Source organism: Gluconobacter cerinus (assembly GCF_025961355.1).
In the GTDB taxonomy this organism is placed as follows: Bacteria; Pseudomonadota; Alphaproteobacteria; order Acetobacterales; family Acetobacteraceae; genus Gluconobacter; species Gluconobacter cerinus.
Genome location: NZ_JAOQNM010000001.1, coordinates 2752913 through 2774024 on the forward strand (window position 1 = coordinate 2752913; position 21112 = coordinate 2774024).

A 21112-nucleotide genomic window follows, 5' to 3' on the forward strand; every position below is an offset into this window, starting at 1 on the left:
GGCTATCAACAGGAGGCTATTATGCGTGCAGTGAATACCGTCGCCATCGTCACCGGAGGAAGCCGGGGGCTTGGTCGTTCCACCGTCGAGGCACTTGCCCGACGAGGCGTCGCATCGATTTTCACCTATCATTCCAATAAAAGCGCCGCCGATGATGTGGTTGGCAGCGTTGCGCGCAGCGGAGCCCGCGCTGTGGCTTTACAGCTGGATACAAGCGATACCCGCGCATTTCCCGCTTTTGCTCAGGAGATCCAGCGTGTCCTGACCGAATGGGGTGTCGAGGGCTTTAACTATCTGGTCAACATGGCGGGCACATCCCACAGCGGCCTTCTCGGCGAGATAACGGAGGATGCACTTGATGATGCCTACCGAATTCACGTCAAAGGCCCACTCTTCCTGACTCAGACCCTGCTTTCCCAGATCACAGACGGTGGCCGGATCATAAACATCTCATCCGGACTGACGCGGTTCGCCTATCCTGGCTGGCTCCCTTATGCATCCATGAAGGGAGCAGTGGAAGTCATGACCCACTACATGGCCAAGGAACTGGGATCGCGCCGTATTGCGGTCAATACGGTAGCACCCGGGGCCATACAAACAGACTTTTCGGACGGAATGGTTCGAGACAATCCGGAGGTTGCCCATCACATCGCGGGCATTACCGCTCTTGGTCGTGTCGGACTTCCAGACGACATCGGACCAATGATCGCCTCGCTACTGTCTGAGGAGAATCGATGGGTCAACGCGCAGCGAATTGAAGTTTCGGGCGGACAGGCTATCTGAACATCCGTCACTCTCTGCTGCGCCTGACATCAAACAGCGGCTCTTCGAACCCGTAGTTGTTCGGAGGATGGGCTGTCTTCTTTTTATCTTCTTGAGATATCTAGATAAAAGAAGCGCCCACTTTCCCAATGCAACAGTTTCCCTGCTCATCCCCGCTTTCGCGGCACAAACGGGGCCGCAGGAAAAGACCTTCGAAAAGACCGTTACGGACAAAGCTGCTTCAGGTAGGCTTCGAACATATCAGCCATGGCATCCGAATACTCAATAATGTCCTGAGCGTTGCGCGACGTCTCGGAAAATGACTCTCCGACTCTCTTGAGAGTAACCTCAATCAGTTCCGCGGCAAGAGCCCGACCAGCCGCAGGGATCTCAGGAAACGCATCGTTTAGAAACCGGCCGATGTCGCTGTCTTTTTTCTGTGCAATTGCAGTCTGACAAAAGAAGGGGGCAGCAGCATACAAAGCCGTTCGCATCTCGGCTTCATTACATTCTGAATGCAAAAAGGCATGCACCAGCTTTCGCAGCCGAGTAAAGGGAGGATGGGCGCGATCCTGAAGGATTGAGCGCGTCAGTTCCGCCGTGTCGCGCCATTCATCGGTTTGCAGGCGATACAGAATTGCAGCCTTGCTGGGAAAATACTGGTAGAGCGACCCTATGCTGATCCCGGCACATTCTGCCACCCGCGCGGTCGTGAAACGCTCTACGCCCTCCTCTTCCAAAACGCGACTGGCTGCTGTCAAAATCGTTTCAACCAGCCTTGTGGATCGTGCCTGTTTTGGCTGTTTTCTCTGTAAATATGAAACAGGAAACGGTTCTGGCATAAGGGGTCCGGAAACGCGAATTGTCGGAGAAGGCGAAGTATTGATATTTTGAAGGCAGGGCACAAGACCGCTCTATCAGAATTAAGTTACTGGAATATTTTATGCCCGTCCCCCCTGTTTCCGACACGCAGCGTCGTCTGGTCATGCTCTGCGCCGTGCTCGGCATTGTTCTGGGGGGACTGGACGGAGCGATTGCCAATATCGCCCTCCCGACAATCTCACGCGACCTTAACTGTAGCGAGACCCTGACGGTCTGGATCGTCAATGTCTATCATCTGACGGTTGCCGTCAGTCTCTTGCCCGCCGCGGCCTTGGCGGAGTCACTAGGCCTTAAACGGGTTTACGGGTTCGGGATGATGCTATTTACCGCAGCGTCGCTCGCCTGTGCCCTTTCTGGCTCTCTTGGTGTTCTCCTCGGGGCCCGTGTTGTTCAGGGGCTCGGGGCAGCGTGTATGGCTGCGTTGAGTGGTGCTCTTGTGCGCAGTGTGTACCCCAGAACCATGCTGCATCAGGCTTTTGCCATCATCGCCCTCGCGGTTGCGATTTCAGCCGCAGTTGGACCTACTCTGGCGGCGGCGGTTCTGGCTGTTGCGACGTGGCCCTGGCTGTTTCTGATCAACGTTCCGATTGGTGTAATGGCTGTTGCGCTTTTTCTGCGCGCAGCCCCTGCGAGCCCCCGCACCCCGCTCTCGTTCGACTGGGTCGGAGCGTTGCTGAACGTAGGGGCGCTGGGGCTGGGCATTTTGGGCGTTGATGCGCTTGGGCAGAAGGAACGCGAGCTGGCGGTGATCGAGATCGGAACGGGTTTGCTCTGCACCGTTCTTCTTTATAGACAGCAGAAACGGCAGAAGGCGCCTATGCTGCCTCTTGATCTGCTGGCTATTCCGCTGTTTTCGCTGTCAATTCTGACTTCCATCTGTGCTTATGCGGCACAAATTCTGGCCTATGTCGCGCTGCCGTTTCTTTTCCAGACGGTCATGCATCAGTCAGCTGTTGCGACAGGTCTGTTTGTGACGCCCTGGCCACTACTCGTGGCAGCGGCTGCCCCTTTTGCTGGCCGTCTGGCTACCCGGCACCCTGCGTCTCTTTTGAGCAGCATCGGTCTGTCGATTTTGGCCATCGGGTTAGCCACGCTGAGCGTCATGCCGGCGCACCCGGATTTCTGGAATGTTGCGTGGCGAATGGCGCTTTGCGGTATTGGTTTCGGGTTTTATCAGACGCCGAATAATCTGACGGTCATGACCTCAGGCCCGGCAACCCGGAGTGGCGCCGCAAGTGGCATGCTGGCTGTTGCACGCACAATGGGCTGGGCACTTGGCTCGGCATTGGTGGCCCTGGTCTTTGGCGTTTCTCAAGGTAGCGGTGGGGCCGTGCATTGCCTTGAGCTGGCCACCGGATTTGCGCTTCTCGGAGCGGTGCTGAGTGTTTCGCGTCGGGCTGTTCGGTATGAGGCAGGTCGATAGACACAGGCTTTCTGCCAAGGTCAGGTTTTACATGCGCGTTATAGAGGGTTGGTGGACGGGTGGCTTTCGGGCGAACCGATGCCGAAAGGTGCCACAGCCAAATGCTCCGCTTTCCGGAAAAACGATCGAGTTTCGAGAATCGACGCCGATGCCTGGCCCACCCTTTATGCGGCCCGGTTTGCTCGAAGCGTCTCCTTGAACAGTTCGAAGGCCGTCGTCCCCTGCCGATCGGGGTAATAGAGGTGGTAGCCTGCGAAAGGCTCGCACCACGGCTCCAGCAGGCGGGTGAGACGGCCATCGGCAATCGGCGCCGCCACCAGATCCTCCAGAATGTAGAGGATGCCGAAACCCTCAAGGGTGGCAGCCACCAGCAGGTCGGCGTCGTTGAACACCGGCCCGCGTCCCGGCGCCACCGTCACCGCATGGCCGCCGCGCTCGAACGACCAGGGAGACAGGTCGCCATGCGCGTTGCGGTAGGCGACACAACGATGCGCCGTGAGGTCGGCGGGCTCCATCGGCATCGGATGGTCGCGCAGATAGCTCGGAGCGGCGACGACCGCGACGCGAAGCGGAGGCCCGACCGCCAGCGCGATCATGTCCTTTTCCAGTCGCTCGCCGAGCCGGATGCCTGCGTCGTAACGGCCCGCCACGACATCGGTCATCCCGCCCTCCACGCATACCACCACCTCAATGCCGGGGTGGAGGCGCATGAAGGTCGGGAGCATCGGCCATAGCACGGTGTCCGCGGCGTGTTTGCCCGTCGTGATCCGGACGGTGCCGATCGCTGCCCCGCGTGTCTGCGACAGCGTTTCGATCTCGTCGTCCAACTCGGCCAGTGCTGGCGAGAGGGTGGCGAGCAGGCGCTCGCCGGCCGCGGTCGGGGCGACGCTGCGTGTCGTGCGCGAGAGCAGGCGAAAACCGAGTTGGCCCTCCAGCCGCTTCATGGTTTGGCTCAACGACGACTGTGTAACGCCGAGCCGCCTCGCGGCACGCGTGAAGCTGCGGTCGGAGGCGATCGCAGCGAAGACGGCGAGGTCGCCAAGCTGATCCGGACGCATTGATAATCTCTGCTACTAGGGCCCATTATTGATTAGGCGCTTATCTCGATCCATTAACATGACTACTTAGACAGTAACAGTGGAAGAAACGAGGAGCAGGCGATGGGCAAGATCTGGCTGGTGACGGGCGCAAGCCGGGGACTTGGACTCGCGATCACGCGCGCGGCGCTCGATGCGGGCGAAACGGTAGTGGCAACTGCGCGGTCCGCCGACGCCGTGCGCGATGCCTTCGAGGGCGAACACGATCGCCTGCACGTCCTTGCGCTCGATATCACCGACGCTGAAGCCGCGAATTCCGTCGCTGCCGAGACCATCGAACGCTTGGGTGCGATCGACGTGCTGGTCAACAACGCCGGCTATGCCGAACTGGGTTTCTTCGAGACCTTCACCGATGCCGCGGTGCGGCGTCAGTTCGAGGTCAACCTGTTCGGCACGATGAACGTGGCGCGCGCGGTCGCTCCCCACATGCGTGAGCGTCGCTCAGGCCTCATCGTCACCATCTCCTCGGTTAGCGGGCTGGTCTCCAACGGCGGGGGATCGGCCTATTCCGCGTCGAAGTTCGCGGTCGAAGGATGGATGGAGGGCTTTGCGCAGGAGCTGGCACCGTTGGGCGTCCGCTCGCTCCTGATCGAGCCGGGGATGCTGCGCACAGATTTCATGGATGGCAAGTCGGCGAGCTTCGGCAGCATCGACATTCCAGATTATGCCGAGGCTATCGCGCAGTATCGCGCGTTCGTGGACGGGGCCAGCGGCAACCAGCCAGGCGATCCGAAGCTGCTCGCCGCGCGGATCGTGGAGCTTGCTTCCCAGAACGAGGTGCCATCGCGGTTCGTGTTCGGCGCCGACGCCCGGAAGTGGGCGGCCGCGAAGGTCGACCAATTGCGACACGAGATCGCCCGGTCCGCCGATTACGGCTGACACGAGAAAACAAAGGCACGGGCCAAGGGAGGTTATTACTCGGCGCCAGCAGTGACCCTCGGGCGCATCCAAGAACGAATGCAAAGCCCGAAACGCGCGGGCAAGGCCTGCCAGGTACAGGCCGGGCTAAGCTTTCCAGGCAGATGGGGGAAATGAGAAAAGTGCTTTGTGTCCAGACGGCCGGTTTCGGAGACGGCGGAACGGCCGAGATGAGGGCGACTACGGCCCGTCTACTTTTCAGACCGGGTCGTCTTTCTGCTTAAGCAGAAACGTGTCCAAGCCCAGCACTGCTTTTTTACAGGGGAGCAGGAACGGGTGCACCTTGGGCAATCAGCTTTTTCTGCTTGAGTTCTTCCCAGAAGGCTGCCGGAATCGAGACTTCCATGGATTTTGCATTCGCCTGCATCTGGGCAGCATTACGCGCGCCCGGAATAACAGCCGCAACCGTCGGATGAGCGGTCGCAAACTGAAGTGCTGCCGTACGCAGATCAATTCCGTGCTGTCTGGCGATGGCCTCCATCGCCGCCCGCTTGCGCGCCATTCCGGACGGAATAGTCCCTCCATAATCATAGCGATTGCGTCCGGCAGCATAACCTGCGTTCAAAGGTGCGCCGATAACGGCTGAGATGCCCCGCGGCGCAAGCGCAGGGAGGGTGTGGGTCAGAGCCTCATCGTGTCGCAGAATGGAATACTGTGTCGCCAGAAGGACAATATCCGGATCCCCGATCTCAAGGGTTCGCAGGACAGCCTGAGGCGTATTGACCCCGAGCCCCCACCCTTTGATCAGACCTTCCTCCCGCATCCTGGTCAACGCTGGAATGGCGCCTTTGGCGGCCTGGTCGAAGTAGGTTGTCCAGCGCGGACCCATATCCTTGTTTTCTGGCGACAGGTCATGGATGTAAACGATATCGAGCCGGGAAATTCCCAGTCTTTGCAGGCTGTCCTCGATCGAGCGCCGAACGCCGTCCGCCGTGTAGTCATAGCGGTATGCAAAAGGAGATGGATCGTGCCACATCGTACCACCTGGCGGCTGGGGAGCGGCGGTCAGCAATCGGCCAACCTTGGTGGACAGGACGAATTCATCTCGTGGCCGCGTATGCAGAAAATGACCAAACCGCCGCTCACTCAGACCCAGACCATACCAAGGCGATGTGTCAAAATAACGCACCCCTGAAGCCCATGCGGCTTCCAGCGCAGCTTCGGCATCTTCATCCGTACCAGCCGCGAAACCGTTTCCAATTGGAACCCCACCAAGTCCTATGCGCGTCGGAGGACGAAACCGCTGGCCCGCCTGCGCCACGTTTAAAGGTAGCGTATTACGAACCACGTTTCCCATGGTAGGGGTCACGTCGCCAACATGCTGTGCGTCCTGCGCCTGTCCGCTTCGTGGCATCAGAACCGCAGCGCTTCCCAGAGCAGAAAGGGCGAGAAGATGGCGTCGGGTGGCTGTCATCGCGCTCTCCTATGGTATGGATGTGACCTCTAATGCTCTTAGCCGATCAGGGTTTCAAACTGTCTGATTCTGATCTGCAAAAATCACGTCATCGTGTCACTTCTTTTCATTGCTTTGTTCGGGGAAGAGCATCGGATTCCAACGGAAAGCGTTTCCCTCATTCCGCAATGGTTATTCCTGCTGAACCCCTTATGTGGGGAAGCTCTACAGTCGGGTCTCGCTCTGCTTCTGAAGTTACCGTCAAGCTGATCCCGGCATTTGGCAAAATCCTGAAACGTATTTTGGTCAGTGTCTGCTTTCAGGAAGCTTCCGCTCTTCCGCTTCCGTCTTACATGTAGGCCAAAGCTGCGACAACATCTCACTCTCCGCGACGGCGCCAAGGCTCTCACGTCGTCTGTCCAATACCTCATCAATCCGGAAAATTATGTCTTCGTGTCTGTTGCACGGGCTCAAATATTTCGGAAGGGTGCCAGCCGGTCCGAAAGATAAAGACGGTTCATTCGCCGTAGCTCGTCAGGAGCACCGGGTGTGGTGGGGGCGTCCTTCGTGAGCATACCGCGTAAGACTTTCATGGTGTTCAGAACAACCACTGCGATGTCTTTCGCCAGCATTTCATTCAATCCCGGCGCGCAAACACTCAACGCTGCTGCAATTCCGGCTATGGCATGCCCGCGTGCACGCTCGCGGATTTCCATCCCGTCTGTCCGTGCCTCCATCAACGCGGACAGAGATTTTACGCGAGGATGCAGCGCGACGAACAACTCGATCAATACATCCCCCAATGCTTCTGGAGAAAGCGTGGCCGCCCGTTGGGCGAGAACTGCGTATTCGTCCTCCAGAATGGTGACGTACCGCTGCACCAGCGCATCCGCCACTGCTTCCTTGTTCGGAAAGAAGCGATACAGCGAGCCGATCTTCGCTCCGGCTCTTGCTGCGATCTCCGCCATAGTCGTCGCCTCGTAACCGCGCTCTGCCATCAGGTCCGATGCGGCTACCAGCAGTTCTTCGACACGTTGACGTCCGGCTGCTCGCAGCGGTTGAAGAGTCGCTCGTTTTGCTCTTGACGTATTTGAGTCCATCCTCAAATAATGCTCCTGCTTGAGTATATGCTCAACTTATTAACGTTTCCGTGTGTTCCGGACAACGGTTCGGGATGGCGGTTCTAATGCCGATAGGGAAGGTCTTGCCATGATTTCGCTTTCAGCCACCAGGACGGCTCTCGTCCTGATCGATCTCCAGAAGGGCATCACGGGGCTTCCTTTAGCTCCGACACCGGGTGCTTTAATTGTTGAGCGATCGAAAGAACTCGCAATGCGTTTCCGGGCTGCCGGGGCTCCGGTCATTCTGGTTAATGTAGCGTTCGCACCAGATTTCGCCGATGCCGTGCATGCGGTCGTCGATCGCAACTTTTCGCCGCCCGGAGGTTTCGCGCCGGACTGGGCAGAACTGGTTGACGGACTTGCCGAGCCAACCGATCTGCGTGTCACGAAACGGCAGTGGGGTGCCTTCTACGGCACGGATCTTGACCTCCAGCTGCGGCGACGCGGTATCACGACCATCGTGCTAGGCGGAATCGCCACCAATCTGGGTGTGGAGTCTACGGCCAGAGCGGCGCATGAGCATGGATATAATGTCGTGCTCGCCACGGATGTCATGTCCACATTCACGGAAGAGATGCAGCGCTTTGCCTGCGAGGAGATTTTCCCCCGCCTCGGCCGCGTGACGACCAGCGAGGCGATCGCGCTGGATGCGTGAGCGCATGGCGGACGTCTGCGCGTCTCGCGATTCCCGGCGAGATCGTTCATGAACGCCGGAACGTCGTTGCCAGCCCAGGGCTCGGATCGACTGCCACCGGGCACATGGAAAATCGTGAGCGTCGCGGCGATCGGGTCTTTCATGGCGCAATTGGACGCCACGATCGTCAATGTGTCGCTTCCCGATCTTGTCGCGACCCTGCACGCGCCGTTTTCGCACATTCAATGGGTGGTTAGCGGCTATCTGCTGGCTCTCGCCCTGACGTTGCCGCTGAACGGATGGCTCGTAAGCCGCCTCGGGGGGCGAGCGGTCTATTTATGGTGCTTCGGTGCCTTCACACTGACATCAGGCCTGTGCGCACTGGCGTGGTCTGCACCGTCTCTGATCATATTCCGTCTACTGCAAGGCATGGCGGGCGGCCTGCTCGCCCCTATGGCGCAGATGACGGTTGCCCGTGTAGCGGGCCGACAGATGCCGAGGGTCGCGAGCGCAATGACGGCGCCCGTTCTGCTCGCGCCGCTTCTTGGACCCGTCGTCGCGGGCGCCATTCTCTCCCTCGCGTCCTGGCGATGGATCTTTCTTCTCAATGTCCCGGTCGGGCTCGCGGCCTTCATCCTCGCCGTTCTGTTTCTCCCGGACGACAGACATGAGGAGCGCCCCCGACCGCTTGATCTGACAGGGCTCGGATTGCTCGCACCCGCCCTCGTCTCGTTTCTCTACGGCATGGATCATGTCACCCGACCCTACGGATCAGCGACCCTGGGTGCGTCTCTCGTGCTGTTCGTCCTGTATGTCCGATCCGCTCGACACAAGGGTGATGACGCGCTGATCGATCTGCGCCTGCTGCGTGCACCCGCCTTTTCTGTGTCGGCGGTCATCATGTTTCTGACGAACGGGGTGTCGTTCGCCGGTCAGATGCTTCTTCCGGTGTGGCTGATCCACGCCTGCGGTGTCTCGCCCGAGCGGACAGGCCTGTTCATGGCGCCACTGGGTCTGGGGATGATGTGCGTCTATCCGCTCATTGGCCGTCTGAGTGACCGGTTTGACGCGCGCAATCTGACCGGTTGCGGGGCTCTTTTGTCGTTGGTCGGAACAGTGATTTTGGTGGTGCTTGCTTATAGCGGTCTGAACGTCGTCCTGCTGACCATAGCATTGTTGTTGCGTGGCGGCGGTGCGGGCGCCGTCGGCATTCCGGCGATGAGCGCGGGATACGCTTCGATCGCACGCGCGGATATCCCGATGGCAACGACTGCGCTGAACATCATGCAAAGGATCGGAGGGCCGATGTTGATTACAGCGTGCGCCGCATTCCTCGGGTGGCGGCTTGCGATAGTCGGTCCGTCTCATGTCGCATCAGACGCTTATGCCGAAACATTTGGGTTGCTCGCGTTATGTCATGGCGCTTTGTTGCTCACCACGCGCTTCATCAAGCCTTCGGAAAAGAAACACCAGTTCGGACTGTCCTGAACCCGTCGGGCATGGATGCTCACCTGAGAAAATAAAAGTCACCCAGGCAAGCTTGGCCAACGTCGTCCGCTTTGGGAGCATTTGTTTGTGCTTCGGATTGTCCGACATGAGGCGGCTACAGCCTGTCTGCTCTGTTTCTGCTGAGCCGACAGGCTATTTACGGGGATTAGAGGACTAGCGGCTATCTGTTGGAAAATGCACCGAAGCAGCCGTTGCTAATCTGCTTCGGAGATGCTTTTCAAAAGAGAACCTTATTAATGCGGCTCAAGCTTAGAAGAAGGATAAAGTCTGCGGGCAACGCGCTCCATGGTTAGCCCCTGTACGATGATTGTGAACACGACCACACCGTAACAGACCGGCAACAGCAACTCGCGTAAGTCTCCTGGTGGCAGCCCAAGTGCCAGAGAGACCGAAATGCCGCCACGCAGGCCACCCCATGTCAGGATACCCAGAATGCGGCCCCGTTCCCATTGCCTGAGCTGGGCCGGAAGCGTTGAAAAGAACACACTCAATGCCCGCACAGCAATGGACAAAGGGATCACGGCAAGTGTGGCCAACATCGTAAACAGATGCGGCGTAATCTCCAGGATTTCAAAGCCGATGAGCATGAACAACAGGACGTTCAGCACTTCGTCAATGAGTGTCCACGCGACGTCAAGGTCCTTGCGGGAAGCTTCATCGAAAACGGAGTGGCTATAGTTTGTTCCGAAGCATAGACCGGCCATGACGACGGCAATCGCCCCGGACATTCTAAGCTGATTGGCGATGCTGAACGTTCCCGTGGCCAGAGCCAGCGATGTCAGCAGGTCAATATGCGGATCCCGCTGCCCCTTGAGTACCCGGAGAGCAATCCATCCCGTCAGTGCGCCCAGCAGACCCCCACCGATTGCCTCGCGACAGAAACTCAGAGCAATCTCGGAGACGGTCACTCCCGGACTTCCCCCGGTTGCCAGTCCGATCGTCACACCGAAAATGACAACGCCCACGCCATCATTGAACAGACTTTCACCTGCGAAAACCGCCTGAAGCGGTCCCGGCAGACCCAGACGTTTCAGCATACCGACGACCGAAACCGGGTCGGTTGGTGCTAAAATGGCACCAAGGACGATGCACCATGTAAAAGGAATGTCCTCACCTAACAGGGGGAAGACGTACCATGCCGCGATCGCCAGCAAGGCAACAGCCAGAACTGTTCCCAAAACAGAGAGAGCGGCCACGGAGGCAAGCTTTGCGCGCAGATGTCCGACATCCACTTGCATGGCCCCGGCGAACAGAAGGAAGGATAACGCGCCATTCAGAAGGGCCGTAGGGAGATTGATGGCTCCAAGTACAGATCTCGGAAGAGCCTGGAGGTCATAGGCTGGTATCAATGGATTCAGGGTCATGATCAGCAGGGAAGCCAGCAATGAGAAAATCAAAACGCCAATCGTTACAGGAAGGCGAAATGTGTGGTGATTGAGAATGCTGAAGCCTGCCGAGAGGGTCAGGAGCAGAGCGAGGAGGCTGATGGTATCCATGCCCTCACCGCTGGACACTTCCGCATCTTACGTCAAGGAAAACTGGTTACGTCCGCTATCGGGAAAGCGTGATAGTTCGTTGAATGGCAGAGATGAGGGCACTCCTGCCTGTCTGCTTCATATTCCTTGAGTAGACAGGCCGTTTGGAGGGAGCAACTCCGATGCGATTTTGTCCCGACTAATGGCGTAATCTGACAAGGGGCAGATAGAACATGCCAGTCAAACCGGATTAATTTTCCTTACCGGCCATAGCATAAAAGCAATGTGCTGCTCCTGAGGAGATGTCAGCTTGGTCGACCGGCCATCTTCTGGCGAAGGAGATTGCCTTTCCCCGAACCTGCGGCACTGACGCCAAGGATGCCCACAGCAATGGCGAGCATTGCAGCAGTCACCCAATGCAGTCTCTCCAGAGGCAGTCCGTGCGCAAGTAATGCCCCTCCCATGGCCGCGCCAGCGGCCGTTCCGAAATAGATAATGGAGTGATTAATGGCGATAAGGAGTGGGCTGTTGGAGGGGGCCAGAGCGATCAGACGTGCCTGCTGTGGTGCGAAAGTGCCCCAGCCAGTAACAGACCAGATAGCAAGCGTCACGGCGGTTGTGATGGTTGTCTGCAGGCTCAGTCCCATTGCGGCCTGATTGAGGGTGGCTACAAATAGACATGCCAAGAGTGGCTTAATAGCTCCGAACCGATCAACCAGCCGGCCGCCAAGTTGACTGCCCGCCAGTCCACCACATCCGTAAGCCAGAAAGAGAAAGACGACGGTACGTGGCTCATGGTGCCGGGCCAGAAGAGCACCAAGATAAGTATAACTCATCAGATTGGCGGTGTTCCAGAACACGCTTGGCAGCATGGCAAGAAGGATTGTTGGATCTTTAAGAGGGGCAAACCTCGCTGCAATGCTGACGACGGCGGCGTGTCTTACTGGTTCCTTTGGTGGCCGGAGGCACAGGATGATGGCAGACAGTGTCGAGACTGCCGTTACCAGCCAGAAGGTCATACGCCAGCCGAGTATATCGCCGATTGCCGTCCCGATCGGAACGCCGAAGACGGCTGATCCAGTGAAACCAAGCGCCACCGCAGAGAGCGCCGCACCTTTCCGGGTGTCTGGCGCGAGAGATGCGGCGAGGGAATAGGCTGTTGAAGTATAGAGGGCAGCGACAATACCAGCGATAATCCGGGCCGCAATCAGGACAGCATAAGATGGCGTTGTGGCACAGAGCATATTCGCGATGGCAAACACGGTCAGGGTGCCAATGACGATCCGGGTTTGCCTGAAGGCCGCGGTAAAGGGCACGACAACTGGCGCGATAAGGGCATATGTCAGGGCGTAGGCTGTAACGATCTGGCCAGCACCGTTGAGATCCACATGTAGGCTGGTCGCGACTTCGGGCAGAATACCCGAGATGACGAACACATCTGTCCCGATCGCGAAGGTGCCGAGAGCAAGAAGCCATATTCTGGGGTCTAGAACGGCGGAAACTGAAGACTTCACTGGTCTTATTCTCTTTGTCGTGATGCAGGTCGGGTAAGTAGATACGCATAAGTGCGGCAGACACCGTTGTCGAGAAACACTCTCACGCGATGCCGCGTCTGTTTTGTGCTTAGACCGCTATATAATGTCTGCTCTCTGCTCCGTCCTGGAACGATCCCAGTGTCGGGGATATAGGCGAGTGCTGGCTGTCCGCTTAATTTCTGATCTCAGTGGTTCTGACCGGGTCATTCCATGAGTTGGCAGTTTGACTGGCGATGCGACGCAGGTCCGCATTGTCATATGTCCCGCATCCATCGGCTGCCCGGCTCACAAGCCCATCAATCGCCTTCGCAACAGTTTCTGCGTGAATGGCGCCATATCCGGCAAGTCTGCCAACCATGAGCGGCGTCAGTACCGTAGCCAGTCGCTGACCGATCGCCTCCATCGGTTGTGCCTCCGCACGCTGACCCAGCAGCATGCCGGGGCGTATGATGTCCACACGGCTAAAACCGAGCGCCCTGATGTCGCGCTCGATTGCGCCTTTGGTCCTGAGGTAAAAACCGGGACCACCCGCTCCCACGGAGGAAACGAGAATGAACTGACGCGCGCCAGACGCATGCGCCCCTCTGGCGAAAGCGAGGACGTAATCGTGATCGACGCGAAACATCGCCGCCTGCGATCCGGCAGCCCGGATGGTCGTGCCCAGACAGGAAATCGCCACGTCAGCTCCGGAAGGGACCGCATTACGCAATGTCATTTCCGGCGCAGTACACAGATGCTCGAAATCAATGACATGATCGGATGCGGATGCTTTCCGACGTGTCAGGCTGGTGACGATAATGCCGGAGCGCGCGGAAAGGTCCGCATCAACGAGACGTCCGATGAGACCGGTGGCGCCAATAAGCAGAACGCGCGTTGTCATCGCAGGATAAAATTTGTGATAGCGTCGGTGAATTTACCGAACGGCGGCTGAAGCAGCGTTGCCGCATTGAGGCGGCCCTGCCTGTAAAGGCCACGAGGATGGGTGAGCGCCATGAAACCTTCTTTCCCATGATAGGCTCCGATACCGCTGTCTCCCACGCCGCCAAACGGCAGATCGTCCTGCACATAATGCATCAATGTGCCGTTGATAGTGACGTTCCCTGAAACCGTGCGCTTCAGAAGCCTGTCGCACTCAACGCGGCTGTCACCAAAATAATACAGGGCCAGAGGCCGGGGACGCGCGTTGATGAAGCCGATTGCTTCGTCGAGAGTCTGGTATGTCAGCACCGGGAGGACCGGTCCGAAAATCTCCTCCTGCATGACCGCCATTTCAGGTTTGGCGTTTAGTATGAGAACCGGCGCAAGGACATGGCTGGCGGCTGAATCGCTGCCCATCCGGATGACCTGTGCACCATGCTCCTCAGCATCACGGATCAGACCGCTCAGCCGTTCATAATGATGCTGGTTGAGGATTGCTGTATAATCGGGTGACCCGGCATAACTACCCGGATGCAGCTTTTGCACGGCCTCCTGCCAGGCCGTGGCAAAAGCGTCCCTGTCGTTTTCATGAACCAGCACATAATCCGGCGCGACGCAGGTCTGCCCGGCATTGGTCAGCTTGCCGAACGCAACCCGGTTTGCCACCCGCTGTATGGAAAAACCGGGTTCGACCACCACGGGAGACTTGCCGCCCAGTTCCAGGGTAACGGGGGTTAGATTGCGTGCCGCCGCCTCTGCGACCTTCTTTCCGACTGCTGTGCTGCCGGTGAACAGGAGATGATCGAAGGGCAGAGCCGAGAACGCGGCGCCGACTTCGCCGTCTCCCGTGACGACGGAAACCTGCTCGGGCGGAAAGACGACCTGAACGATCTCGCCGATCGCCGCCGATGTGGCCGGTGTGAATTCCGAGGGTTTGAGCATGGCCCGGTTACCGGCGGCGATTGCTGTCGCCAGCGGCACCAGGGCCAGCGAGACCGGATAGTTCCACGGTGCGATAATCCCCACGACGCCCACAGGCTGCCGGACCACCCAGGCGCGACCGCACTGGAAATAGGCCGATACATGACGGCGTTCCGGTTTCATCCAGCGTCCCAGATGCGCGATCATGTAATTGATCGACTGCACCAGCGGGATCAGTTCCACGATGGCGCTTTCCCGTTCCGATCGCTGGCCGAAATCCGTTTTCAGGGCGCGCACGATGTCACTCCGCCGTTTCAGGATTTCGGCTTTCAGGCGCCGCAGATCGGTGCGGCGCTGTTTCAGGTCGGGTGGTCCGTCATGCATGAAGGCGGCACGCTGGCGGTCGAGAATACGGTGCAGGTCAGATGGGGTAGCGTCGGACATTGCGTCCTCCATGTTTACAGAGAAAACTTATGCAGGCAGGATATGGAGTATGACGATCTGACGTCAACAAAGTTTCTTCTGTAAACATGGATCTCACGGATGAGTGAAACGAAAGAGCGTCCCTATCATCATGGCGATCTGCGCCATGCCCTGGTCGAGACAGCCCTCACCATGCTGGCCACGGACCAGAGCTGGACTTTCACGCTGCGCGAAGTCGCGCGACGCACAGGTGTCAGTCACGCAGCTCCATACAAGCATTTCCGCGATCGTGAGGATCTCCTGCGGGAGCTGGCCCGGATTGGTTTTGTTCGGCTCGGTCAGGCCATGACGCAGGCTATGTCCTCCTCACAGTCCTCTACGCGCGAGAAATTCGTTGCTGGAGCGCGGGCCTGTATTGCTTTCGCAATTCAAAATTCCGGCCTGTACCGTTTGATGTTCAGCACAGACGCCGACAAATCAGCGGACCCTGATCTACATGCAACAGCCATGGGGACATTCGGAATTCTTCTGCAGCTTCTGAAAAACGGACAACAGGACGGCAGCTTCCGTCCGATTACCATCAACGCGCTGGCGGCAGCAGGCTGGGCGCAGGTGCATGGTCTCGCGATGCTGGCAATTAGTGGACAGCTTCTGGAAGAGAAGGTTGGGTCGGAGCCAGTTCAGGCAGCGTTGGACGTGTTGCTGGAGGGAATGTGTCGTACGGATTGAACAGCCTGTGCCTTGATCTCCGCTTCCCATATGCTCGATATAGAAGGCGATTACCGCCTCTCTGGTTTACGTTTGTGCATCAGGTTGTCATTCTCCGATCCGTATTACCAGTTTACCAAAGTGCTCTGCGACCCGCAGAGCATCGTATGCAGCCTCTGCGTCTTCAAACGGAAAGACGCGATCAATCTGCGGTGTAATGTTCGTCTTGACCAAGGCCTGTAAGGACGCGACCGGACCAACATAAATCCCTTGGAGCGTGATCCGCTTTTCAAGAAGAACGCCCGTATCGACCGGACCTTCAAAACCCGTCAGGACGCCCATAAGCGAGATCCGGCCGCCGAGGCGGGTCGCTTTTAACGTTTTGTTCAACGTTGCTGGGCCAGCGACATCGACAGCCAGATCCGTACCCACTCCATCTGTTAGACGCAGAACTTCGTTCTCCCAGTCTGGTATGCTGTGATAGTTGATCAGGTGATCGGCACCCAGGGTCCGGGCGCGTTCTAACTTCTCATTCGAACTGGACGTCATGATCACGCGTGCACCCGCCATTTTGGCGAGTTGCAGCGCAAAGATCGAGACACCACCGGTCCCGAGAAGAAGCACAGTCTCTCCTGGCTGGACAGGACGTCGTTCAAACAGGGCAGACCATGCCGTAACGCCTGCACATGGAAGCGTGGCGGCAGCCTCGAAAGTCATGGCGTCAGGAATACGTACGACGCCAGTTGCGGGCACCACGATCCGCTCGGTCAGAACCCCATCAAAGCCTGGGCCGCCAAGGCTTGCCCTTCTGGCGTCGGTGAATTCACCGTCCAGCCATTTGGGCATGAAGGCAATCACGACACGATCGCCGATCGCATGCCCCTCGACACCGTCACCCATGGCGGAAACCACTCCAGCGTCATCCGACAGCGGAACCACATCGCTGAAGCGTTGCGCCATAATGAGGTCGCGGTAGTTCAGGGATGCCGCCCGAAGATCGACGACAATTTCGCCATGGCCCGGACGAGGGTCTTCACTATGGACGAGTGTCAGTTTCGGGAGATCATGTCCTGTCAGGATATAGCGTCGCATGGAGATTCTCCTTTTCCCTAACGACATATAACCTTATCTGGTCATGGGTAGGAGTACGTACAAAATGAACATGTACTATCATGGATGATAGTGTCCCACGGAGAGGTCGTCGCCGACAGGCTGGCCGCACGGGCTGTGCTGTGGAAGCAACGCTCTCCGTTATCGGCGGCATCTGGAAGCCGGTCCTGCTGTTTCATTTGCTGGAAGGAAAACTGCGCTTTAACGCGCTATGTCGGCTGGTCCCCTCAGCAACGGCCCGGATGATCACACTGCAATTACGGGAGCTTGAGGCAGACGGCGTCGTCAATCGTATTGTCTATCCAGAGGTTCCGCCGAAAGTCGAATACGAATTGACTGAACTTGGACGATCTCTTGAACCCGTTCTTGTCAGTATGCGGGACTGGGGCGCCCGGCTTCAGAAGACATAGATCGTCGGAATACCAGTCCGACACAATTCAATGGCGCCCCAAAACTGAAGCGAGACATCTCTGTGTTGCAGAGTAGAAGGGGCCGCTCAGCTCATCCGATAAGATCTTTTTCCTTTTTCTCCCGTTCAGCGTTTACGCTGAGTTTTTGGTACGTCCCTAATGCCATGACCATAAAAGTTGCTACCACCAACAGGGCTGCCGGATAGAGAATGTCTTCGGGTGCCTTTCCGCTTCGCTCGAACACTCCCACAAGCCCCTCGATAAAGACGGCAATAATAATTGTTGTCATAAATTTTGTGAGGCTGACCCGTGCTTCGGAGAGGGACTGCTTTTCCCGAGAGCGTAAAACTTCTTCTTCTATAAAATACTTGGCAACGTCAAAAACTGCTATGGCGATCACAACATAGCTGATTGCCTGAACAATTTCTTCTCTTCCATCATTCAGAGATAATATGAATGCAGATATTAATCCGATAGCGCCGGATACAATGAGTAATGATGCAAGTATGATCAGGAAAATACTTGCAAGCAAAAAGGCCACCCTTGAGATGTTTGTTATTTTATAAATCAGACATCTCCTTTAAAATATTATGTTTAATTTCGATACTATTCAGTAATTACTCCAATAAAATTCGGAGCAAGACCTCCATTAACGGCTAATTGATCTGCCACCACACTCTCAGTCTTCCAATGTAATAGCGACATCGGCATTGGCAGAAAGCCTGACCGTTCCGTTTTCAATATCAGCGATGAGACCCACCGAAATATATCTTCGTGGGCTGGCCTTTAGATCATCCTGGGATATCTGTATGCGATGCTTCTCTATTTTCGCCACATAACCAATGTGAACGCCATCAGCCCCGATGATTTCGGAACCTTTTTTAATATTTGTGAGATCAGACATGACACCAAGACCTGATAGTTAGAGACACATAACGCCCTCAGGAATGAATAGTGACCGTCTGTTCCAAAATTATTTTTGAGAGTATTAATTTTTTGAGGCGCTTCCTAATCAGGGCACGCGCCCCGCCCCGAGCACCCTAAATGTCTTCGCCTTCCCCGATAGGCAGGGCCAATAACTAAAAATGGGTAGAGTCTAAAAAACGGTTTCCGCTTTATGTACGTTCCCGTGACGGCCTTCACGACCGAGAAGACGGCGTAATCTGACGGCAGTTTGCTTCACGAACAGCATATTCGCTTGACGGGGTAGTGATCCATTTGTCCGTCTTCCGAAAGGAATGCGGCGTGCTCGGACTGTGCTTGCACCACCAGGAGATGGTCAAACGGATCACGATGGTGCAGAGGCAAAGACATCAGGTTCTGCAGGTGTGCGGGCTGTATTTGTAGTAGCGAGAAACCTTCCCCAGGAATGGCTGCCAGAATATCGTTCATATCCGCATCCAGCTTCCCGATACGGATTTTGATCGCAATCTCCCATAATGACACGATACTCACCAGAATATCGTGGGCCGGATCTGCGATGATCTCTCGTGCATTCTCACCCAGCCGGTCGGAGTCCGAAAGCCACCAGAGCAACGCATGCGTATCGAGCAGAACCTTCACAGGTCGCGTTCCATGCTCTCAAGAATGTCTGGTGGTGTCTCATCAAAATCTTCGCTCATTCTGATCCGTCCTCGAAGAGCTCCTGGCTGACGGCGGGGGCGATAGGAAGGAGTCGGCGGCCGCAATTCAGCGACAACCTCATCATGAGACGTCACGAGGATCGTACTGCCCTGTCTGACCTGACGCAGATAAGCTGTCAGGTTTCCCCGGAACTCCCGAACACCGATTTTCTGTGGGGCTGGTGCGTTATCTGAAAGATGCTGACTCATGGTCTTCTCCTTGTGTGTCATCATAGCATGTACACAGAAGGAGAAGGTAGAGAATTCCCGAGGCATATTCGATTTCAGAGATCCGTGGCTTCCGACAATGCCAGAGCGTCCTCGACGTCCACCCCAAGGTATCGAACTGTACTATCCAGCTTTGTATGGCCCAGCAGAATCTGCACGGCTCGGATATTACCGGTTCGTTTGTAAATCATGGCAACCTTAGTCCGACGGAGCGAATGAGTTCCATATTCCCCGGGGATAAGTCCTATCGCCTGAACCCATTGATCCAGAAGCCGGGCGTATTGCCTTGTACTCAGATGAGCTTTGGCACTTAAGCGACTGGGAAAAACATACTCATTCAGACCACCACCGCGATGTTCCAGCCACGCTCGCACACTTTCCCGCGTTGTTTCTGTAATTTCGAACTGCACCGGTCTTCGGGTTTTCTGCTGGACGACCATGGCTCGATGACGCACCTGACCGCTGGTAACGATGTCGCCGATACGAAGGCTGACAAGATCGCAGCCCCTGAGCTTGCTATCGAGAGCAAGATCAAACAAAGCTCTGTCTCTGACGCGCTGTTCGCTCCCCAGCCAGAACCGAATAGCCCAGACGTGCTTTTCTTTGAGTGCCCGCTTGGCGCCAACCATTTTTCCTGCATTCCAAGGCACGGACGCCTTCAGCGTAGGTGATGGAAAACGCGTTTTCTTTTCCATGATACTTTCTCCTGATCAGCTGCAGATGCAGCAATCAGAAGTTTGGACGAGGATATCGGCGGATAACGAGGACTATTGCAGACCGTCCGCTTTCCGGAAACTTGAGCGGCTCTGCTTATGACCGAGATGAGGCGTAAGCGGACCTACTGCTCTCGCCTACATCCCGGTCATACAGGCGGTTGGGAGAGTTTCCCGAAAGTCGACATGAATCCATCCGACGCTCTGCCGGCAAAGGCGGATAGCGGATTTGCGCATGCATTCTACCCAGTCGAGGCTCGAATCTCACTAGGCGGGCCGGAACCAGATGAGAACTACGTCTACGCCATAACCCTCTAAAGCCCCCTTTTGGGACTGAGTCGCCATCCATGGTGCCGTTACCTAACGGCTGTTTATGCCATAATCTGCCGATGGTCTGGTGACGTTGGATCGGCGGGACGAACGTTCAGTTTCAGATTAGCGATCTGCACCCTAGGCTAGCCGAGACCGATGGATTTGCAACAGACAGGTTCCAGCGCAAGCCGGGATATGGTGCTGTTAACCGTGTCTTCACCACCGCCAGAGGGCGAAGCGAGCAGATCGTCAGAAGAGGAGCTTCCTGAGATTGGCGTAGATCAGGGCCTTAGTCTCGGTTTCGTCCAATCCTAGCAAAGCGGCCAGTGGAGCGAGTGCCCGCCCCGCATCTGTAGGCTCAGCCGCACGATCCCCTACCTTGGTAAACGGACCGTCCGTTTCGGTCAGGAGACGTTCACGCGGCAGGGATCGCAGAAATGCCGTTTTACCTTCCTTGGCGAGCATCTGTTCGTTGATCGAGAAATAGCACCCGAGATCGGCCGCACGGCGTGCTTCCGCTGCCGAGCCCGTGAACCAGTGTAGCACCACCTTCCCGCGATCGGGCGGCATGTGAGCCTCGACCATATCGAGGACGACCTTCGCCGACCGTACGCTATGGACCGACAGGATCTTGTTACCGGCTTCGGCACAAGCTTCCAGTACGTGGGCGAAGACCTTCTTTTGCACGTCGAACGAGCTATAGTACCGAGGTCCCGCATCGAGGCCGACTTCGCCGACATAGCGCGTCTCGGGCAGCAACCTCTCCCATAAGCCTATCTCGGCTGCCCTTTCGCCCACAAGCTGAGGATGGAGGCCGAGGCCCGCGCGCACATATTTCGTCGCTCCCGTCACTTCCGCGTTCCGCCGCCACGCCTTAGGCGTCGTCGTCACCGTGAGGGTGAAGACGCCTGCGCGTTCGCAACGCTCGACCGCGCGCTCGAAATCTGGATACAGGTCGAGGTGACAATGGAAATCTACGAGATTGCTCATCCCCGCCC

22 protein-coding genes are annotated in these 21112 nt (G+C 57.0%); 7 read left to right on the forward strand and 15 right to left on the reverse strand.

Going from position 1 to position 21112, the window contains the following annotated elements:
• Positions 1 to 21: 21 nt before the first annotated feature.
• Positions 22 to 783, forward strand: coding sequence for an SDR family NAD(P)-dependent oxidoreductase (locus M2305_RS12830; protein WP_264649561.1), 762 nt, complete (start codon positions 22 to 24; stop codon positions 781 to 783).
• 203 nt (positions 784 to 986) lie between these two features.
• On the opposite strand, the gene M2305_RS12835 is transcribed toward M2305_RS12830, so the two are convergent.
• A complete protein-coding gene (locus M2305_RS12835; RefSeq protein ID WP_456306139.1) occupies positions 987 to 1523 on the reverse strand; it encodes a TetR family transcriptional regulator in 537 nt (178 codons plus the stop codon).
• 182 nt (positions 1524 to 1705) lie between these two features.
• Here M2305_RS12835 and M2305_RS12840 point away from each other — a divergent pair, with 182 nt between their 5' ends.
• Positions 1706 to 3067: an MFS transporter gene (locus M2305_RS12840; protein ID WP_264649563.1), complete on the forward strand. Its 1362-nt coding sequence runs from the start codon at positions 1706 to 1708 to the stop codon at positions 3065 to 3067.
• A 164-nt stretch (positions 3068 to 3231) separates the two neighbouring features.
• Here M2305_RS12840 and M2305_RS12845 read toward each other — a convergent pair whose 3' ends face one another.
• Positions 3232 to 4125: a LysR family transcriptional regulator gene (locus tag M2305_RS12845; protein WP_264649564.1), complete on the reverse strand. Its 894-nt coding sequence runs from the start codon at positions 4123 to 4125 to the stop codon at positions 3232 to 3234.
• A gap of 102 nt (positions 4126 to 4227) precedes the next feature.
• On the opposite strand from M2305_RS12845, the gene M2305_RS12850 reads away from it, so the two are divergent.
• A complete protein-coding gene (locus tag M2305_RS12850; protein ID WP_264649565.1) occupies positions 4228 to 5043 on the forward strand; it encodes an SDR family NAD(P)-dependent oxidoreductase in 816 nt (271 codons plus the stop codon).
• A 295-nt stretch (positions 5044 to 5338) separates the two neighbouring features.
• Here the strand turns inward: M2305_RS12850 and M2305_RS12855 are convergent, their stop codons facing one another.
• Both M2305_RS12855 and M2305_RS12860 read right to left on the reverse strand, forming a co-directional pair.
• The gene (locus tag M2305_RS12855) at positions 5339 to 6496 is read right to left on the reverse strand and encodes an aldo/keto reductase (RefSeq protein WP_264649566.1); all 1158 of its coding nucleotides are present in this window, start codon (positions 6494 to 6496) and stop codon (positions 5339 to 5341) included.
• A 449-nt stretch (positions 6497 to 6945) separates the two neighbouring features.
• Positions 6946 to 7575 carry a TetR/AcrR family transcriptional regulator gene (locus tag M2305_RS12860; protein ID WP_064275334.1) on the reverse strand — a complete coding sequence of 210 codons (630 nt, stop codon included), beginning with the start codon at positions 7573 to 7575 and terminating at the stop codon, positions 6946 to 6948.
• 109 nt (positions 7576 to 7684) lie between these two features.
• On the opposite strand from M2305_RS12860, the gene M2305_RS12865 reads away from it, so the two are divergent.
• Positions 7685 to 8251 carry a hydrolase gene (locus M2305_RS12865; RefSeq protein ID WP_064275333.1) on the forward strand — a complete coding sequence of 189 codons (567 nt, stop codon included), beginning with the start codon at positions 7685 to 7687 and terminating at the stop codon, positions 8249 to 8251.
• 48 nt (positions 8252 to 8299) lie between these two features.
• The gene (locus tag M2305_RS12870; protein WP_264649567.1) at positions 8300 to 9718 is read left to right on the forward strand and encodes a DHA2 family efflux MFS transporter permease subunit; all 1419 of its coding nucleotides are present in this window, start codon (positions 8300 to 8302) and stop codon (positions 9716 to 9718) included.
• Between the two features lie 254 nt (positions 9719 to 9972).
• Here the strand turns inward: M2305_RS12870 and M2305_RS12875 are convergent, their stop codons facing one another.
• The 4 genes from M2305_RS12875 to M2305_RS12890 all read right to left on the reverse strand — a co-directional run bounded on the left by M2305_RS12875 (position 9973) and on the right by M2305_RS12890 (position 15032).
• Positions 9973 to 11235 (reverse strand): cation:proton antiporter, encoded by a 1263-nt coding sequence (locus M2305_RS12875; RefSeq protein ID WP_264649568.1) that lies wholly within the window; start codon positions 11233 to 11235, stop codon positions 9973 to 9975.
• A 284-nt stretch (positions 11236 to 11519) separates the two neighbouring features.
• The gene (locus M2305_RS12880) at positions 11520 to 12728 is read right to left on the reverse strand and encodes an MFS transporter (RefSeq protein ID WP_264649569.1); all 1209 of its coding nucleotides are present in this window, start codon (positions 12726 to 12728) and stop codon (positions 11520 to 11522) included.
• 193 nt (positions 12729 to 12921) lie between these two features.
• Positions 12922 to 13629, reverse strand: coding sequence for an NAD(P)H-binding protein (locus M2305_RS12885; protein ID WP_264649570.1), 708 nt, complete (start codon positions 13627 to 13629; stop codon positions 12922 to 12924).
• Positions 13626 to 15032 (reverse strand): coniferyl aldehyde dehydrogenase, encoded by a 1407-nt coding sequence (locus M2305_RS12890; RefSeq protein WP_264649571.1) that lies wholly within the window; start codon positions 15030 to 15032, stop codon positions 13626 to 13628. Before M2305_RS12890 ends, M2305_RS12885 begins: the two co-directional genes overlap by 4 nt.
• A 99-nt stretch (positions 15033 to 15131) precedes the next feature.
• Between M2305_RS12890 and M2305_RS12895 the strand changes: the two genes are divergently transcribed.
• On the forward strand, positions 15132 to 15740 hold the full coding sequence (locus tag M2305_RS12895; RefSeq protein ID WP_063902827.1) for a TetR/AcrR family transcriptional regulator: 609 nt from the start codon (positions 15132 to 15134) through the stop codon (positions 15738 to 15740).
• A gap of 87 nt (positions 15741 to 15827) precedes the next feature.
• Here M2305_RS12895 and M2305_RS12900 read toward each other — a convergent pair whose 3' ends face one another.
• The gene (locus M2305_RS12900) at positions 15828 to 16811 is read right to left on the reverse strand and encodes a zinc-dependent alcohol dehydrogenase family protein (protein WP_264649572.1); all 984 of its coding nucleotides are present in this window, start codon (positions 16809 to 16811) and stop codon (positions 15828 to 15830) included.
• Positions 16812 to 16891: 80 nt separating this feature from the next.
• Here M2305_RS12900 and M2305_RS12905 point away from each other — a divergent pair, with 80 nt between their 5' ends.
• Entirely contained in the window at positions 16892 to 17239 is a 348-nt protein-coding gene (locus M2305_RS12905; RefSeq protein ID WP_063902825.1) for a winged helix-turn-helix transcriptional regulator, read from the forward strand.
• Between the two features lie 91 nt (positions 17240 to 17330).
• On the opposite strand, the gene M2305_RS12910 is transcribed toward M2305_RS12905, so the two are convergent.
• From M2305_RS12910 to qatD, 6 genes are all read right to left on the reverse strand, one after another.
• Positions 17331 to 17798, reverse strand: a complete 468-nt coding sequence (locus tag M2305_RS12910) for a hypothetical protein (protein WP_264649972.1) — start codon at positions 17796 to 17798, stop codon at positions 17331 to 17333.
• Between the two features lie 120 nt (positions 17799 to 17918).
• Positions 17919 to 18143 carry a DUF2171 domain-containing protein gene (locus M2305_RS12915; protein ID WP_063902823.1) on the reverse strand — a complete coding sequence of 75 codons (225 nt, stop codon included), beginning with the start codon at positions 18141 to 18143 and terminating at the stop codon, positions 17919 to 17921.
• 275 nt (positions 18144 to 18418) lie between these two features.
• Entirely contained in the window at positions 18419 to 18802 is a 384-nt protein-coding gene (locus tag M2305_RS12920) for a type II toxin-antitoxin system VapC family toxin (protein WP_063902822.1), read from the reverse strand.
• On the reverse strand, positions 18799 to 19137 hold the full coding sequence (locus tag M2305_RS12925; RefSeq protein WP_264649573.1) for a type II toxin-antitoxin system Phd/YefM family antitoxin: 339 nt from the start codon (positions 19135 to 19137) through the stop codon (positions 18799 to 18801). The genes M2305_RS12920 and M2305_RS12925 overlap by 4 nt, the downstream gene beginning before the upstream one ends.
• 8 nt (positions 19138 to 19145) lie before the next feature.
• Positions 19146 to 19784 carry a tyrosine-type recombinase/integrase gene (locus tag M2305_RS12930; RefSeq protein ID WP_063902821.1) on the reverse strand — a complete coding sequence of 213 codons (639 nt, stop codon included), beginning with the start codon at positions 19782 to 19784 and terminating at the stop codon, positions 19146 to 19148.
• Between the two features lie 579 nt (positions 19785 to 20363).
• Positions 20364 to 21104, reverse strand: coding sequence for a Qat anti-phage system TatD family nuclease QatD (gene qatD / locus M2305_RS12935; RefSeq protein WP_264649574.1), 741 nt, complete (start codon positions 21102 to 21104; stop codon positions 20364 to 20366).
• Between the last annotated feature and the right edge of the window lie 8 nt (positions 21105 to 21112).

Coding starts and splice junctions, on each gene's coding strand:
- M2305_RS12890 (WP_264649571.1), bottom strand. CDS start 15,032: ATGTCCGACGCTACCCCATCTGACCTGCACCGTATTCTCGACCGCCAG.
- M2305_RS12850 (WP_264649565.1), top strand. CDS start 4,228: ATGGGCAAGATCTGGCTGGTGACGGGCGCAAGCCGGGGACTTGGACTC.
- M2305_RS12905 (WP_063902825.1), top strand. CDS start 16,892: ATGGATGATAGTGTCCCACGGAGAGGTCGTCGCCGACAGGCTGGCCGC.
- M2305_RS12870 (WP_264649567.1), top strand. CDS start 8,300: ATGAACGCCGGAACGTCGTTGCCAGCCCAGGGCTCGGATCGACTGCCA.
- M2305_RS12925 (WP_264649573.1), bottom strand. CDS start 19,137: ATGCCTCGGGAATTCTCTACCTTCTCCTTCTGTGTACATGCTATGATG.
- M2305_RS12845 (WP_264649564.1), bottom strand. CDS start 4,125: ATGCGTCCGGATCAGCTTGGCGACCTCGCCGTCTTCGCTGCGATCGCC.
- M2305_RS12900 (WP_264649572.1), bottom strand. CDS start 16,811: ATGCGACGCTATATCCTGACAGGACATGATCTCCCGAAACTGACACTC.
- M2305_RS12915 (WP_063902823.1), bottom strand. CDS start 18,143: ATGTCTGATCTCACAAATATTAAAAAAGGTTCCGAAATCATCGGGGCT.
- M2305_RS12885 (WP_264649570.1), bottom strand. CDS start 13,629: ATGACAACGCGCGTTCTGCTTATTGGCGCCACCGGTCTCATCGGACGT.
- M2305_RS12860 (WP_064275334.1), bottom strand. CDS start 7,575: ATGGACTCAAATACGTCAAGAGCAAAACGAGCGACTCTTCAACCGCTG.
- qatD (WP_264649574.1), bottom strand. CDS start 21,104: ATGAGCAATCTCGTAGATTTCCATTGTCACCTCGACCTGTATCCAGAT.
- M2305_RS12830 (WP_264649561.1), top strand. CDS start 22: ATGCGTGCAGTGAATACCGTCGCCATCGTCACCGGAGGAAGCCGGGGG.
- M2305_RS12855 (WP_264649566.1), bottom strand. CDS start 6,496: ATGACAGCCACCCGACGCCATCTTCTCGCCCTTTCTGCTCTGGGAAGC.
- M2305_RS12930 (WP_063902821.1), bottom strand. CDS start 19,784: ATGGAAAAGAAAACGCGTTTTCCATCACCTACGCTGAAGGCGTCCGTG.
- M2305_RS12895 (WP_063902827.1), top strand. CDS start 15,132: ATGAGTGAAACGAAAGAGCGTCCCTATCATCATGGCGATCTGCGCCAT.
- M2305_RS12840 (WP_264649563.1), top strand. CDS start 1,706: ATGCCCGTCCCCCCTGTTTCCGACACGCAGCGTCGTCTGGTCATGCTC.
- M2305_RS12875 (WP_264649568.1), bottom strand. CDS start 11,235: ATGGATACCATCAGCCTCCTCGCTCTGCTCCTGACCCTCTCGGCAGGC.
- M2305_RS12865 (WP_064275333.1), top strand. CDS start 7,685: ATGATTTCGCTTTCAGCCACCAGGACGGCTCTCGTCCTGATCGATCTC.